The sequence below is a fragment of the Pandoraea faecigallinarum genome (assembly GCF_001029105.3).
GTDB lineage: Bacteria > Pseudomonadota > Gammaproteobacteria > Burkholderiales > Burkholderiaceae > Pandoraea > Pandoraea faecigallinarum.
The window spans coordinates 570,759-584,362 of record NZ_CP011807.3 but is presented as its reverse complement, the minus strand read 5'-3'; the positions used below and the strand labels follow the sequence as shown (position 1 = coordinate 584,362).

The window sequence follows — 13,604 nt, the reverse complement described above, 5'->3', positions numbered from 1 at the left end:
CGTGGGGTGCTGATGGGGAACACGCCACATTATGCCAGCTAGTGGCGTCCGAGCAGCCGCACCTCGGCCTCGACGAGCTTGTCGGGCAGCCCGCGCAGCACGACGATGTCCTCGGCCATCAGACGCGTCTCCGCGACCGGCTCCACGCCCCGAATGCCATGCCGGCGGATCGCGGTCACGGTCACCCCGAGCTTGTCGAGCCGCAGTTCGCCCAGTGTGCGTCCGATGGCGTCGGCGTTGAGCGTGAGCGGCACCGATTGCAGACGGACCTGCTCGCGCTCGCCGCCTTCGTCCTCGTCGTCCAACCCATGGAAGTAGCCGCGCAAGAGGCTATAGCGTTCGTTACGCGCCTGCGCCACGCGACGCAACACGCGCCGCATCGGCACGCCCATGAGCACCAGCGCGTGCGACGCCAGCATCAGGCTGCCCTCCACGATCTCCGGCACGACTTCGGTCGCGCCCGCGGCGATAAGGTCGTCGATATGCGTGTCGTCCACGGTCCGAACGACGACGGGCAACGTCGGCTCCAGCGCCTGCACCTGCGCGAGCACCTTGAGCGCCGCCGGCGTGCTGTCGTACGTCACCACGATCCCTGCGGCGCGGTGAATCCCGGCCGCGATGAGCGCCTCGCGCCGGGCGGCGTCGCCGAACACCACCGTTTCGCCCGAGCTTGCCGCTTCCATCACGCGGTCGGGGTCGAGGTCGAGCGCCACGTAGCCGATGCCCTCCTGTTCGAGCATGCGCGCCAGGTTCTGACCGCATCGGCCGTAGCCGCAAATAATGACGTGCCCCGATGTCTTGATGCTCTGCGTGGCGATCTTCGTCATCTGCAACGACTGCATCATCCATTCGTTGGCGACGAAGCGCAGTGCGATGCGATCGGCGTTGATGATGAGAAACGGCGCGCACAGCATCGAGAGCAGCATGCCGGCGAGCACCGCCTGGGAGAGCGACGGGTCGAGCAGATTGCGGTCGATCACGAGATTGAGCAGCACGAAACCGAATTCGCCGGCCTGCGCCAGCCCCAGCCCGGTGCGGATGGCCGTGCCCGGCGGGCTGCCGAACAGGCGCGCCAGCCCGGCGATCAGCGTGAATTTGACGATGAGCGGCCCAACGAAGAACAGCAGCACGAGAAGCGGCTGCTTGAGCACGATGCCCGGATTGAGCAGCATGCCGGTCGTGATGAAGAACAGGCCGAGCAGCACGTCGCGAAACGGCTTGATGTCGTCTTCCACCTGATGGCGGAAGGGCGTCTCGGCGATCAGCATGCCCGCAATGAACGCGCCCAGCGCCATCGACAGCCCGAGATGCTCGGTCAGGTAGGCCAGGCCCAGCGTGAGCAGGAGCAGGTTGAGCATGAAGAGCTCTTGCGAGCGGCGCGCCGCCACAATGTGGAACCAGCGCCCGACCAGCTTCTGACCGAGCCATAACAGCAGTGCGAGCGCGCCCGTGATCTTGAGGGCGGCGAGCGAGAGCGCGAGCACCAGCGCCTTCGAGTTGCCCCCGAGCGCGGAGATCACGATCAGCAACGGCACCACCGCCAGATCCTGGAACAGCAGCACACCCATGATGTTGCGGCCATGCTCCGTCTCGAGTTCGAGCCGCTCGGCGAGCATCTTGGTGACGATGGCCGTCGAGGACATGGCCAGTGCGCCGCCCAGCGCGACCGATGCCTGCCAGGAAAAAGACCAGAACAGGTTGACGAGCGCACCGAGCCCGACCGCAACGAGCAATGTCCCCAATACCTGGGAAACGCCGAGTCCGAGCACCACCCGGCGCATGCTTTTGAGCTTCGGCAGGGAAAATTCGATGCCGATGGAAAACATCAGAAAGACAACGCCGAACTCCGCGAGGTACTGCACGCGCTGCGAATCCGACGCCAGCCCCAGCGCGTGCGGCCCGATGACGATGCCCACACTGAGATAGCCGAGCATCGGCGGCAGATGAAGCATGCGAAACAGCACCACCCCGACACAGGCGGCAAACAACAGAACGAGAGTGAGTTCGAGCGGCGATGCCATCGGCTAAGGTCGGTTTCCTGATACAGAGTCGGCGAAGTGCGTTGTCTTGCGAGTGTCATGCAAGGGCCGTGCCAGATTACGTCCGGGCGGCGGGCCGGGGAACGGAAACCGGAACGCTTCAGGCGATGTCCCGAAAGGCGCAAGGCCAGGCGTGGCGCGGCTGTCCTTCGATGCCACGTCCGTTTTGATATACTCCGCGCATGATAGCGAAAATCAATCCAGGCCGGGCACTAGAGGTCGCCCGGGAGGTGTTGCGCATTGAAGCCGACGCCATCGAACGCGTGTCCGCGCACCTCGACGACAGCTTCTTCGAAGCGGTCTCGCTTCTGCTCGCCTGCAAGGGACGAGTCGTCGTCACCGGGATGGGCAAGTCCGGCCACATCGGCCGCAAGCTTGCCGCCACGTTCGCCAGCACCGGCACGCCCGCCTTCTTCGTCCACCCGGCGGAAGCCAGCCACGGCGATCTGGGCATGATCACCGCCGACGACGTCGTCGTCGCCCTGTCGAACTCCGGCGAAACCGGCGAACTGGTGAGTATCCTGCCGATGATCAAGCGCATCGGCGCCAAACTCATCGCCATGACCGGCAATGCCGCGTCCAGTCTGGGCCGCCTGTCCGACGTGCACCTCGACGCGCACGTCGAAAAGGAAGCCTGCCCGCTGGGTCTTGCTCCGACGGCCAGCACCACGGCCGCGCTCGCACTCGGCGATGCGCTCGCCGTGACCCTGCTCGACGCCCGCGGCTTCGGTGCCGAAGACTTCGCCCGCTCGCACCCGGGCGGCGCACTCGGCCGACGTCTGCTGACCTTCGTTCGCGACGTGATGCGCACGGGCGACGCGATTCCGCGCGTGAACAGCAATGCCAGCCTCTCCGAAGCCCTCATCGAGATGACCGCCAAGGGACTCGGCATGACCGCCATCGTGGACGCCGACGACCGCGTCGTGGGTATCTTTACCGACGGCGATCTGCGCCGTTTGTTCAAGCGAACGCTCGATTTCACTTCGCTCAAGCTCGCCGACGTCATGAAGGCCGGCCCGCGCACGATCGGCCCCGACCACCTTGCCGCCGAGGCCGCCGAACTGATGGAGCGCTTCGGCATCACGCAACTGCTCGTGACCGAGAACGACCGCCTCGTCGGTGCGCTGAACGTCCACGACCTGTTCGCCGCCAAGGTCGTGTGAGTTTCCTGTCCATGAGTCATCCCGGCAATACCCTCTTCGACGCTGCCGCCGCCACTGCGCGCGCAGCGCGCCTGCGTGTGATGGTGTTCGATGTCGACGGCGTGCTGACCGACGGCGGTCTGCGCTACGGCCCGGCAGGCGAAGTCATCAAGACCTTCGATTCGCTCGACGGCCATGGCCTGAAGCTGCTCGCCGAAGCGGGCATCGTCACCGCGATCATTACCGGACGTCAGTCCGACATCGTCGCCAGACGCGCCGCCGACCTGCGCGTGGCGCACGTCTATCAGGGCGTACAGGACAAGCGTGCCGCGTTCGAAGACCTGTGCGCCAAGGTGTCCGCGACGGCCGACGTCTGCGGCCATATCGGCGACGACTGGCCCGATCTGCCGGTGCTCACGCGCGTGGGGTTCGCGGCGTGCCCGGCCAACGCACACGCCGAAGTCAAGGCGCGTTGCCACTGGATTGCGAGCACGCGCGGCGGCGAAGGGGCTGTGCGCGAGATGTGCGACTTCGTGCTGCGCGCACAGGGTCGTTACGACGCCCTGCTCGCCGAAGCGCTCGCCTGACGCACCGAGGGAGCCGATCCACTTATGGCCATTCAACGCGTGTCTCCGGCTTCGCTGATCGCCATCGTCGTGCTCGCGGGTCTGGCGGCAGGCACGTACTGGCTCGTGCAACGCACGCTGCCCTCGGACGCCGATCGCGCGCCGTACGTGAAGCAACACATCCCCGACTACTATGCGGACGACATGGTGATTTCCATGTTGTCGCCGAACGGCACGACGCAGTACCGCGTCAACTCCGTTCACATGACGCATTTCGAGGACGATCAGACAACGGCCATGACGATGCCCGCCGTGCGCGCGTTCACGCCGGATCAGCCGGAAGTGACCGCGACGAGCAAGCGCGGCACGCTTAACGCCGACATGTCGGTCGTCGATCTGTACGACGATGCTGTCGTGGTGCGTCAGCCCGGGCCTCGCGATCCGGAAATGCGCGCGCTCTCGGAGCATTTCCAGGTGCTCGTGAACGAAGACATCGTCCGCACGGAAAAGCCGGTGCAGCTCTTTCGCGGCGCCTCCGTGATGTACGGCGACGGCATGATTTTCAATAACATCTCGCGCGCCGTACAATTGCTCGGCAATGTCCACGGCACGATCCAGCCGGCGGAGCTGGGCGGAAACCGTCCGCCGCCGCCCGGCCAGTCCGGTGCGCCCACCGCGCCGAGCGCGCCACCTCCGACCAAACAGGGCTCCAAGACCCCATGACCGATCGCCTTCACCTGCGACCCGCATCCCTATCGCTGCGTGCCCTGCGCGCGCTGGCGGCCGCCTTTGCCATGCTCGGCGCGCTGGCCTCGCCGCTCGCCCACGCCGAACGCGCCGACCGTGACAAGCCGCTCAATATCGAGTCGGATCACATGAGCTACGACGACCTCAAGCAGGTCAACATCTTCACCGGCAACGTGACGATGACCAAGGGGACGATTCTCCTCAAGGCCGATCGCGTCGAAGTGACCCAGGATCCGGAGGGCTACCAGTACGCCACGGCGTATTACAAGCCGGGCGGCCCGCTCGCCTATATGCGCCAGAAGCGCGACGGTCTCGACGAGTACATCGACGGCTGGGGCCAGACGATCTATTACAACGGCAAGACCGAAGTCGCCACGCTCACCACGCAGGCCACGCTCAAGCGTCTGGCCGGCGGGACGAAGGTGCTCGACGAGATTCATGGCAGCGTCATCACGTACGACACTTACAATGAGGTCTACACGGCCAACAGCGGCCCGGACCAGGTCAACCCCAACAATCCGAACGGCCGCGTGCGTGCCACGCTGGCCCCGCGCAACGCGACCGGCACGCAAGGCACGCCGCCCGGCGCAAGCAAGCCGGCCGCGGCGCCCAAGGGGGATCTGCCGCCGCTGTCGCCTTCCAAGAACATCGGGAATCCGCGTGAGTAATTCTGCCAACAGCAACCCCTCGACCGCCCATCCGGGCGCCGGCCCGTCGGGCAAGCCGAGCGCGCTCGTGGTGCGCTCGCTCAAGAAGCAGTACGGCGCACGCACCGTCGTCAAGGATGTCTCGCTCGACGTGAAAAGCGGCGAGGTCGTGGGACTGCTCGGGCCGAACGGCGCGGGCAAGACGACGTCGTTCTACATGATCGTGGGGCTCGTGCCCGCCGACGACGGCGAGATCCAGCTCGACGGCAACCTCATCAGCGAGCTGCCGATTCACGAGCGCGCTCGCATGGGCGTGTCGTATCTGCCGCAGGAAGCGTCGGTGTTCCGCAAGCTCACGGTCGAGGACAACATCCGCGCCGTACTCGAATTGCAGGTGGATGCGCAAGGCAAGCCGCTCAAGCGCGACGAGATCGAGCGCCGCATCGAATCGCTGCTCGACGAGCTTCAGGTCAGCCATCTGCGCGAGAATCCGGCCATGTCGCTATCGGGCGGCGAGCGTCGTCGCGTGGAGATCGCCCGTGCGCTGGCCACGCAGCCGCGTTTTATTTTGCTCGACGAACCGTTCGCGGGCGTGGACCCGATCGCCGTGCTGGAAATCCAGCGGATCGTGCGCTTCCTGAAGGACCGTGGCATCGGTGTCCTGATTACCGACCACAACGTGCGCGAGACGCTTGGCATCTGCGACCATGCGTACATCATCAGCGAAGGCTCGGTACTCGCTGCCGGCACGCCCGACCAGATCGTTGCCGACGAAAGCGTCCGCCGCGTGTATCTGGGCGAAAATTTCCGGATGTAAAGCAAATTTTTCGCATGTAAACCCTGCCTCCGATAGGAGGCCAGGCCGGTTCCGTTGGCGTGACAAAGCCTCTACAATGAAGGCGAGACCGCTATGAAACCGACTCTTCAACTCCGCACCTCGCAGCACCTGACCCTCACGCCGCAGTTGCAGCAATCGATCCGGTTGTTGCAACTGTCGACGCTCGAACTTCAACAGGAAGTCGAGCACGCCCTCACGCAGAACCCGATGCTCGAACGCGAGGACGATTGGCTCGCGGGTTCGGTACGTGTCGGCACCGACGGGTCGCTGCGCAGCGAGCGGACCACGCCGTCGAGCAGCTCGAACGACAGCGCCGAGCCGGCCAACGGCCGCGACGAAACCCGCGAACTCGACGGCGAAGCCCGCTTCGACGACAGCGCGCAGGACAACGGCAGCGACTGGAGCCTGAACGACTTTGCCCGCTCGGGAAGTGCGTCGGACGACGACGACAATGCGCGCCCGCAACTCCACGTCGATCACCCCAACCTGCGTGAACACCTGCTGGCCCAGCTGCGCCTGACCAAGGCGGGGCCGCGCGATCGCGCACTGGTCGAATTCCTGATCGAATCGCTCGACGAAGACGGCTATCTCGGCTCGCTGCTCGACGAGATTCAGGCGGAAATGCCCGAGGAACTGGCGCTCGAGACCGAAGAGATCAACGCCGCGCTGGCACTGCTGCAAAGTTTCGACCCGGCGGGCGTGGGTGCGCGCAGCCCCGCCGAATGCCTGCGTCTGCAACTCCAGCGGCTGCCGGCAAGCAACGTGCGCACCCTATCGCTTCGCATCGTCACCGATCACCTGGAATTGCTCGCCGCGCGCGACTACACCCGGCTGCGCCGCCTGCTGGGCGTGAGCGAAGACAGCCTGCGCGCCGCCCATCAGCTCATTCGTTCGCTCGATCCGTTCCCGGGGGCCGCTTACGGTGCGCCGCAGGCCGACTACGTTGTGCCCGACGTACTCGTGCGCAAACAAGGCAGCGGCTGGACGGCCGAGCTCAATCCGGAGGTCATGCCGCGTCTGCGCATCAACGAAATGTACGCGCGGATCCTGCGAAACAACCGGAACGATCCCGGTACGGGCAACCTCCAACAGCAGTTGCAGGAAGCGCGCTGGCTTATCAAGAACATCCAGCAACGCTTCGATACGATCCTGCGCGTGGCGCAGGCCATTGTCGAGCGTCAAAAGAACTTCTTCACGCATGGCGAAATCGGCATGCGGCCCTTGGTTTTACGCGAGATTGCTGATACGCTGGGTTTACATGAATCCACGATTTCACGGGTGACGACGAGTAAGTACATGCTCACTCCATTTGGGACCTTCGAGCTTAAGTACTTCTTCGGATCGCACGTGGCAACGGAAGCCGGAGGCGCTGCGTCATCGACCGCTATCCGCGCACTCATCAAGCAACTCATAGGAGCAGAAGACCCGCAGAGCCCCCTTTCCGATAGCCGAATCGCGGAACTGCTGGCAGAGCAAGGTTTTGTGGTGGCGCGGCGAACGGTCGCGAAATACCGCGAGGCCATGCGAATTCCCGCAGTGAACTTGCGCAAATCTTTGTAGGACAGTCCTGGTGCGCCATGTTGGCCGCTGGGGCATTACGCCGCAGTGCGACATTGCGTCACGTCAATGGCTCGCGCTCATGCCGGCCAGCGTCAGCGTCGACACTGCCTGCACTTCGGCATTTCAGCAAGGAGAGCAGCTATGAATCTTCAGATCAGTGGACATCATCTCGAAGTCACCGCATCACTGAAAGAATATGTCGTCAACAAGCTCGAACGCGTGTTGCGCCATTTCGATCAGGTCATCAGCGTCGAGGTGATTCTTTCTGTCGACAAGTCCAAGGAGAAAGCGGGACGCCAGAACGCGAGCGTCACGGTCAATCTCAAGGGCAAGGAGATTTTCGTCGAGAAGTGTGACGAGAATATGTATGCCGCCATCGACAAGCTGATCGACATGCTCGACCGCAAGGTAATGCAGTACAAGGACAAGGTTCAGGATCACGGTCGCGAGGCCATCAAGCACCACCAGCCTCCTCCCGAGGCGGAACCGCTGCAATAACGCTGTTCCGGCGTGGTAGTCGCAATGACAGACACTGACGAAAAGCCGTAAGGAACCACCCGAGTGCAGATCCGTCTTTCGTAAGTCTGGCATCACCCACCGCGGGGCCGTTGAACGGCCCCTTTTGTATGGCTCGGCCCGGTTCCGTGGCTCGCCGCGAGCACGGCGGCGGGTGGTCTATAATGCGAGGTCAATCGGGGGTTGGAGGGCGACCAGGCGTTCGCCCGCATTACAAGATGAACCGTTTATTCAAACTCTTACCTGAGTCCAACATCCTGCTTGGACTGTCCGTCACCAGCAAGAAGCGCGTCTTCGAGCAAGCCGGCCTTCTCTTCGAGAACAAAGCCGCGCTTGCCCGCGCTACGGTCACCGACAACCTGTTCGCACGCGAGCGTCTGGGTTCGACCGGGCTCGGCGAAGGGGTGGCGATTCCGCACGGCCGCATCAAGGGCCTGAAGCACCCGATGGCGGCATTCATTCGTCTCGCAGAGGCGATTCCCTTCGAAGCGCCCGACGGCCAGCCGGTTTCCCTGCTGTTTTTCCTGCTGGTGCCCGAACAGGCCACACAGCAACATCTCGAGATCCTTTCCGAAATTGCGCAGCTGCTCTCGGATCGCACCATGCGCGAGACGCTGGTCAACGCGCCCAGCGCCAGGGATATTTCCATCGCACTCGAGAACTGGCAGCCCTGATGCGGCCGCCATCCGGCACGAGTCACCGCGAACATAGACGAACCTGTAGCTCTCACATCCAACCGAACGAGGCGACGCGGTGGAACTGACCGGCATCAACGCGCAAAGCATTTTCGACGACAACGCCGCAACGCTGCGTCTGTCGTGGCTCACTGGCCACGAGGGGTGGGAACGCGGCTTTACGCCCGAGAGCGTGGCGACCGCCACGTCCAGTGCCGACCTCGTGGGCCACCTGAACCTCATCCACCCGAACCGGATTCAGGTCCTCGGCGAAGCGGAACTGCGTTACTACCAGCGTCTCACGGACGAAAACCGCAAGCGCCACATGGGCGAAGTCATCGCGCTGGAACCGCCCTTCCTCGTGGTCGCCGACGGCCTCGAAGCGCCGCCCGACCTGGTGTTGCGCTGTACCCGCTCCTCGACCCCGCTGTTCACCACACCGATGTCGACGGCATCCGTCATCGACAGCCTGCGCCTGTATATCTCGCGCGTGTTCGCGCCGCGCTGCACGATGCACGGCGTTTTCATCGACATTCTGGGCATGGGCGTATTGCTGACCGGCGATTCCGGGCTGGGCAAGAGCGAACTCGGCCTCGAACTCATCAGCCGTGGACACGGACTGGTCGCCGACGATGCGGTCGATTTCGTGCGTCTGGGTCCCGATTTCGTCGAAGGCCGCTGCCCGCCGTTGCTGCAAAACCTGCTGGAAGTGCGCGGCCTGGGCCTGCTCGACATCAAGACCATCTTCGGTGAAACCGCGGTCCGCCGGAAGATGAAGCTCAAGCTCATCGTGCAACTGGTGCGCCGTCCCGACGGCGAATTCCAGCGTTTGCCGCTCGAAGCGCAGACGGTGGACGTGCTGGGGCTGCCCATCAACAAGGTGATTCTGCAAGTGGCAGCCGGGCGAAATTTGGCCGTGCTGGTGGAGGCCGCCGTGCGCAACACGATCTTGCAGTTGCGCGGCATCGATACGCTCAAGGACTTCATGGAACGCCAGCGTCAGGCCATGCAGGATCCGGACGGCATGCAGGGCAAGCTGCTCTGAAACACCACCGGGCCGTGCGACGGTCCGTAGCGCCCGAACCCTCCGGGTATACCGCAAGTTTTGCGTTTTTCTGTCAACGCCGCCCGATTGCGGCGCGTTTTCTATCATGTTGTAATCGCTACGCGGTCCACCCCGTGCCCGTGCGTGACGACCTTATGGAGAGACGATCATGAAAAAAGCACTTGCTGCATTGCTCCTGGTATCCCCGCTGCTCGCATCGCCCGTGTTTGCCCAGACGGCCGCCGCACCGGCATCCGCGCCCAAGGCAACCAACTCGCAACAGGACAAGATGAAGGCTTGCAACGCGCAAGCGGCCGGCAAGAAGGGCGACGACCGCAAGGCGTTCATGAAGCAATGCCTGTCGGCAGGCGGCGCCCCCGCGGCCAAGCAGACGCAGCAGGAAAAGATGAAGACCTGCAACACGCAAGCCTCCGGCAAGAAGGGAGACGACCGCAAGGCATTCATGAAGCAGTGTCTGTCGAACCAGCCCGCTGCCTGAGGCCACTCTCGCGGCATTCACACGACGGCGCCCTTTTTGGGCGCCGTTTTCGTTTGAAGCCCGTGATTTCGCGCAAATGCGGCGAATACGCGCTGAACATTCCCGTTTCTTGCCGTTCGACACCCGTACGACACAATCGCTTACCATGATGGTTGTATTCGGGAAATGTCATGAAGATCGTACTGATTACCGGCGTCTCCGGATCGGGCAAATCGCTCGCTCTGAACGTCCTCGAGGATGCGGGATACTACTGCGTCGACAATCTGCCGTCGCGCTTTCTGCCTGAACTCGCCGTCTACCTCGGCACGCAAAATTACACACGCCTCGCGGTCGCCATCGACGCGCGCAGCGGCGGCTCGCTCGCCGAATTGCCGCCGATCATTGGCGGCCTGCGCCGTTTTGGCCATGACGTTCGCGTGCTTTTCCTGAACGCCACCACGCAGACACTGGTGCAACGTTTTTCCGAGACACGCCGCCGCCATCCGCTCTCCGTGACCGGCGACGATATCCTCTCGGCGACCGGCTCGCTCGTGGAAGCCATCGAAAAAGAGCGCGAGATGCTCAGTAGCGTGACCGAACTCGGTCACCAGATCGACACCAGCAACTTGCGCGCGAGTGCGCTGCGACGCTGGATTCGCGAGTTCGTTCAGCACGACCAGACGGGACTCACGCTGATGTTCGAGTCGTTCGGCTTCAAACACGGCGTGCCGCTGGACGCCGATCTGGTGTTCGACGTCCGCTCCCTGCCCAATCCGTATTACGACGTGCAGTTGCGCCCGCTTACCGGGCGCGATCAGCCGGTGATCGATTTTCTGTCGGCAATTCCCGAGGTCGACGAGATGATCAACGACATCGGCGCCTACTTGCAGAAGTGGCTGCCGAGCTACATGCGCGATAACCGCAGTTATCTGACGGTCGCCATCGGCTGCACCGGCGGGCAGCACCGCTCGGTGTTCATCTCCGAGACGCTGGGCGCGCGCTTTCGCAACGAGGCCGCCGTGCTCGTGCGCCATCGCGAACTGGCGCCTGCCGAGACACCGTGACCCTGACGGGCGAGCAGGCCCGTGCGCATCGCGACTGCCGTTGGGCTTGCGTCAGGTTGGCTGCGCCGGTTCGGCTCCGTCGGACTCCTCCCATCGGGTCGCCCCATCGGATCGACGGTATGCGTTCGTCCCCGTCAGGTCGGCAACGACAGTTGAGCCGTGCCCGAGGGATGAAGCGACAGGGCGTCGGCGATCTTCCGGATCGGCGACGGTAAGCCCGCCGCCGCCACACCCGCCCCATCCAGCCACGCGTGGTTGTCGTCGTTCGCGGACGTCGGCGCCCCGGTGAGCGACAGCGTCACCAGCCACGGGCGCAAGTGCAGTTTGAAGTGCGTGAAGACGTGCGTGAGGCCATGCAGCGGCAGTACCGACTGCACCGCACCGAGCTTCGCGCCCAGCGCCGCGGCATGCTCCGTCAGGCGCGCCCGCAGCAACGCATCGTCCGGGTCGCGCGCATCGGTTGGCGGCGTGAGTTCGGGCAGGCTCCACAGGCCGCCCCAGATGCCGCTGTCAGGCCGGCGCTCGAACAGCACGCGTTCCCCGGCGCGAATCACCAGAACGTCGACATATCGCTCGGGCTGGGTTTTCTTCGGTTTGGACGTGGGCAACGTTCGCTCGCGTCCCGTCGCATGGGCGACGCAATCGCCGTCGAATGGGCATTCGCCGCAACGCGGCTTGCCGCGCCCGCATAGCGTCGCGCCCAGATCCATCATCCCCTGCGTGTAAGCGGGCAAATCGCGCTGCGGCAGCAGCGACTCCGCCAACGCCCACATCTCGCGCTCGACCTTCGGCGCGCCCGGGAATCCTTCGATGCCGAACACACGCGCCAGCACTCGCTTGACGTTGCCGTCGAGAATGGCGGCGTGCGCGTCGTAGGCGAAGGCGGCAATGGCCGCGGCGGTCGACCGGCCGATGCCGGGCAGCGTCGCGAGGGTTTCGGGGTCGGCGGGAAAGCGCCCGCCATGCTCGGCGACGACGACCTGTGCGCACCGGTGTAAATTGCGGGCACGCGAGTAGTAGCCGAGGCCGCTCCAGAGCGCCATGACATCGTCCTGCGGCGCGCGTGCGAGCGCCGCGACGTCGGGAAAGCGCTCCAGGAATCGCCCGTAGTAGGGAATCACCGTGGCGACCTGCGTTTGCTGCAACATGATCTCGGACAGCCAGATGCGATAAGCGTCGCGCGTGTTCTGCCACGGCAGGTCGTGACGCCCGTGCTCGGCCTGCCAGGCGATCAGCCGCTCGGCGAACGTGTGCGCGAGCGCGCCGCTCGTCGTGTCGTTGGAAGATGCTTTCATAGCGTTTTGGGGGGCTTCGTTTGCAGCGTCCTGCCGGTTGCAGATGAGGCCATCGGCCGGGAACGCAACCTGCCGTGGACGTCTGCGTAATGTCTGACGGTCATTTCTGGCAATGCGGACAGAAAAAAGTGGACCGTTGTCCCTGCACGATCTGCCGGATCGTCGTGCCGCACACCCGGCACGGCTGACCGGCGCGATCGTAGACGAAATACTCCTGCTGGAAATAGCCGCTCCGGCCATCGCTGCCAACGAAGTCGCGCAACGTGCTTCCGCCCTTTTCGATGGCCGCGGCAAGCACAACCTTGACGGCCTGCGCCAACTTCCCGGCGCGCGGCCGCGACAGTTTTCCCGCCGCCATGCGTGGATGAATGCCGGCGCGAAAAAGGCTTTCCGACGCGTAGATGTTGCCCACCCCCACGACGATGTTGCCTGCGAGCAATGCCTGCTTGATGGAGACGGTGCGCCCGCGCGTGCCGGCGTAAAGCCACGCGGCGTCGAAGTCGTCCGTCAGCGGTTCGACTCCGAGGCTGGCGAGCAGCGGATGCGCAAGCACGTCGCCCGCCGAGCGAGGGTGGAACAGCACTGCGCCGAAGCGCCGCGGGTCGCGGTAGCGCAACGCGCAGCGTTCGAACACCAGATCGATATGGTCGTGAACGCCCGCGGCGGGCAGCGACTCCGGTTCCGGCATGACGCGCAGCGTCCCGGTCATGCCCAGGTGCACCAGCAGCCACCCGGGCGCGTATTCGAGCAGCAGATACTTGCCGCGACGGGTCACACCGATGAGCGTTTCGCCGCGCAGCAGGGTATCGAGCCCGTCGGGCACCGGCCAGCGCAACGCGCCGTTACGCACGTCGATACGGGCAATACGCGTGCCCGCCACGTGCGGCGCAATACCGCGGCGGGTGACTTCGACTTCCGGGAGTTCAGGCATGCCTGCGAACGTTTGCTGAGGATTTAGACTCTATTGTATCGGGCGCGCTACAATCGCTCGAA

General features: G+C 64.3%; 14 protein-coding genes. 11 read left to right on the top strand and 3 right to left on the bottom strand.

Annotated features, from left to right (window positions below; all coding sequences use genetic code 11):
* Window positions 1–38 precede the first annotated feature (38 nt).
* Window positions 39–2,021, bottom strand: a complete 1,983-nt coding sequence (locus AB870_RS02675; protein ID WP_047906832.1) for a monovalent cation:proton antiporter family protein — start codon at window positions 2,019–2,021, stop codon at window positions 39–41.
* A 200-nt stretch (window positions 2,022–2,221) separates the two neighbouring features.
* On the opposite strand from AB870_RS02675, the gene AB870_RS02670 reads away from it, so the two are divergent.
* The 11 genes from AB870_RS02670 (at window position 2,222) to rapZ (ending at window position 11,316) form a co-directional block, all read left to right on the top strand.
* Window positions 2,222–3,202, top strand: coding sequence for a KpsF/GutQ family sugar-phosphate isomerase (locus AB870_RS02670; protein ID WP_047906831.1), 981 nt, complete (start codon window positions 2,222–2,224; stop codon window positions 3,200–3,202).
* 11 nt (window positions 3,203–3,213) lie between these two features.
* A complete protein-coding gene (locus AB870_RS02665) occupies window positions 3,214–3,768 on the top strand; it encodes a KdsC family phosphatase (protein WP_047906830.1) in 555 nt (184 codons plus the stop codon).
* A 24-nt stretch (window positions 3,769–3,792) separates the two neighbouring features.
* The gene (gene lptC / locus AB870_RS02660; protein WP_047906829.1) at window positions 3,793–4,470 is read left to right on the top strand and encodes an LPS export ABC transporter periplasmic protein LptC; all 678 of its coding nucleotides are present in this window, start codon (window positions 3,793–3,795) and stop codon (window positions 4,468–4,470) included.
* Window positions 4,467–5,162 (top strand): lipopolysaccharide transport periplasmic protein LptA, encoded by a 696-nt coding sequence (gene lptA / locus AB870_RS02655; protein ID WP_047906828.1) that lies wholly within the window; start codon window positions 4,467–4,469, stop codon window positions 5,160–5,162. The genes lptC and lptA overlap by 4 nt, the downstream gene beginning before the upstream one ends.
* Window positions 5,155–5,958, top strand: a complete 804-nt coding sequence (gene lptB, locus AB870_RS02650; RefSeq protein ID WP_047906827.1) for an LPS export ABC transporter ATP-binding protein — start codon at window positions 5,155–5,157, stop codon at window positions 5,956–5,958. Before lptA ends, lptB begins: the two co-directional genes overlap by 8 nt.
* A 93-nt stretch (window positions 5,959–6,051) precedes the next feature.
* Entirely contained in the window at window positions 6,052–7,539 is a 1,488-nt protein-coding gene (locus AB870_RS02645; RefSeq protein WP_047906826.1) for an RNA polymerase factor sigma-54, read from the top strand.
* Window positions 7,540–7,680: 141 nt separating this feature from the next.
* Complete coding sequence (gene hpf / locus AB870_RS02640; RefSeq protein WP_044453807.1) at window positions 7,681–8,037, top strand: ribosome hibernation-promoting factor, HPF/YfiA family; 357 nt, start codon at window positions 7,681–7,683, stop codon at window positions 8,035–8,037.
* A gap of 182 nt (window positions 8,038–8,219) precedes the next feature.
* Window positions 8,220–8,729 (top strand): PTS sugar transporter subunit IIA, encoded by a 510-nt coding sequence (locus tag AB870_RS02635; RefSeq protein ID WP_047906825.1) that lies wholly within the window; start codon window positions 8,220–8,222, stop codon window positions 8,727–8,729.
* Between the two features lie 79 nt (window positions 8,730–8,808).
* The gene (hprK, locus tag AB870_RS02630) at window positions 8,809–9,774 is read left to right on the top strand and encodes an HPr(Ser) kinase/phosphatase (RefSeq protein WP_044453802.1); all 966 of its coding nucleotides are present in this window, start codon (window positions 8,809–8,811) and stop codon (window positions 9,772–9,774) included.
* A gap of 169 nt (window positions 9,775–9,943) precedes the next feature.
* Window positions 9,944–10,273, top strand: coding sequence for a PsiF family protein (locus tag AB870_RS02625; protein ID WP_047906824.1), 330 nt, complete (start codon window positions 9,944–9,946; stop codon window positions 10,271–10,273).
* A gap of 170 nt (window positions 10,274–10,443) precedes the next feature.
* Window positions 10,444–11,316, top strand: a complete 873-nt coding sequence (gene rapZ / locus AB870_RS02620; RefSeq protein ID WP_047906823.1) for an RNase adapter RapZ — start codon at window positions 10,444–10,446, stop codon at window positions 11,314–11,316.
* Window positions 11,317–11,450: 134 nt separating this feature from the next.
* Here rapZ and mutY read toward each other — a convergent pair whose 3' ends face one another.
* Both mutY and mutM read right to left on the bottom strand, forming a co-directional pair.
* Window positions 11,451–12,611 carry an A/G-specific adenine glycosylase gene (gene mutY, locus AB870_RS02615; protein WP_047906822.1) on the bottom strand — a complete coding sequence of 387 codons (1,161 nt, stop codon included), beginning with the start codon at window positions 12,609–12,611 and terminating at the stop codon, window positions 11,451–11,453.
* Window positions 12,612–12,711: 100 nt separating this feature from the next.
* Window positions 12,712–13,542, bottom strand: coding sequence for a bifunctional DNA-formamidopyrimidine glycosylase/DNA-(apurinic or apyrimidinic site) lyase (gene mutM, locus AB870_RS02610; protein ID WP_047906821.1), 831 nt, complete (start codon window positions 13,540–13,542; stop codon window positions 12,712–12,714).
* Window positions 13,543–13,604: the final 62 nt, after the last annotated feature.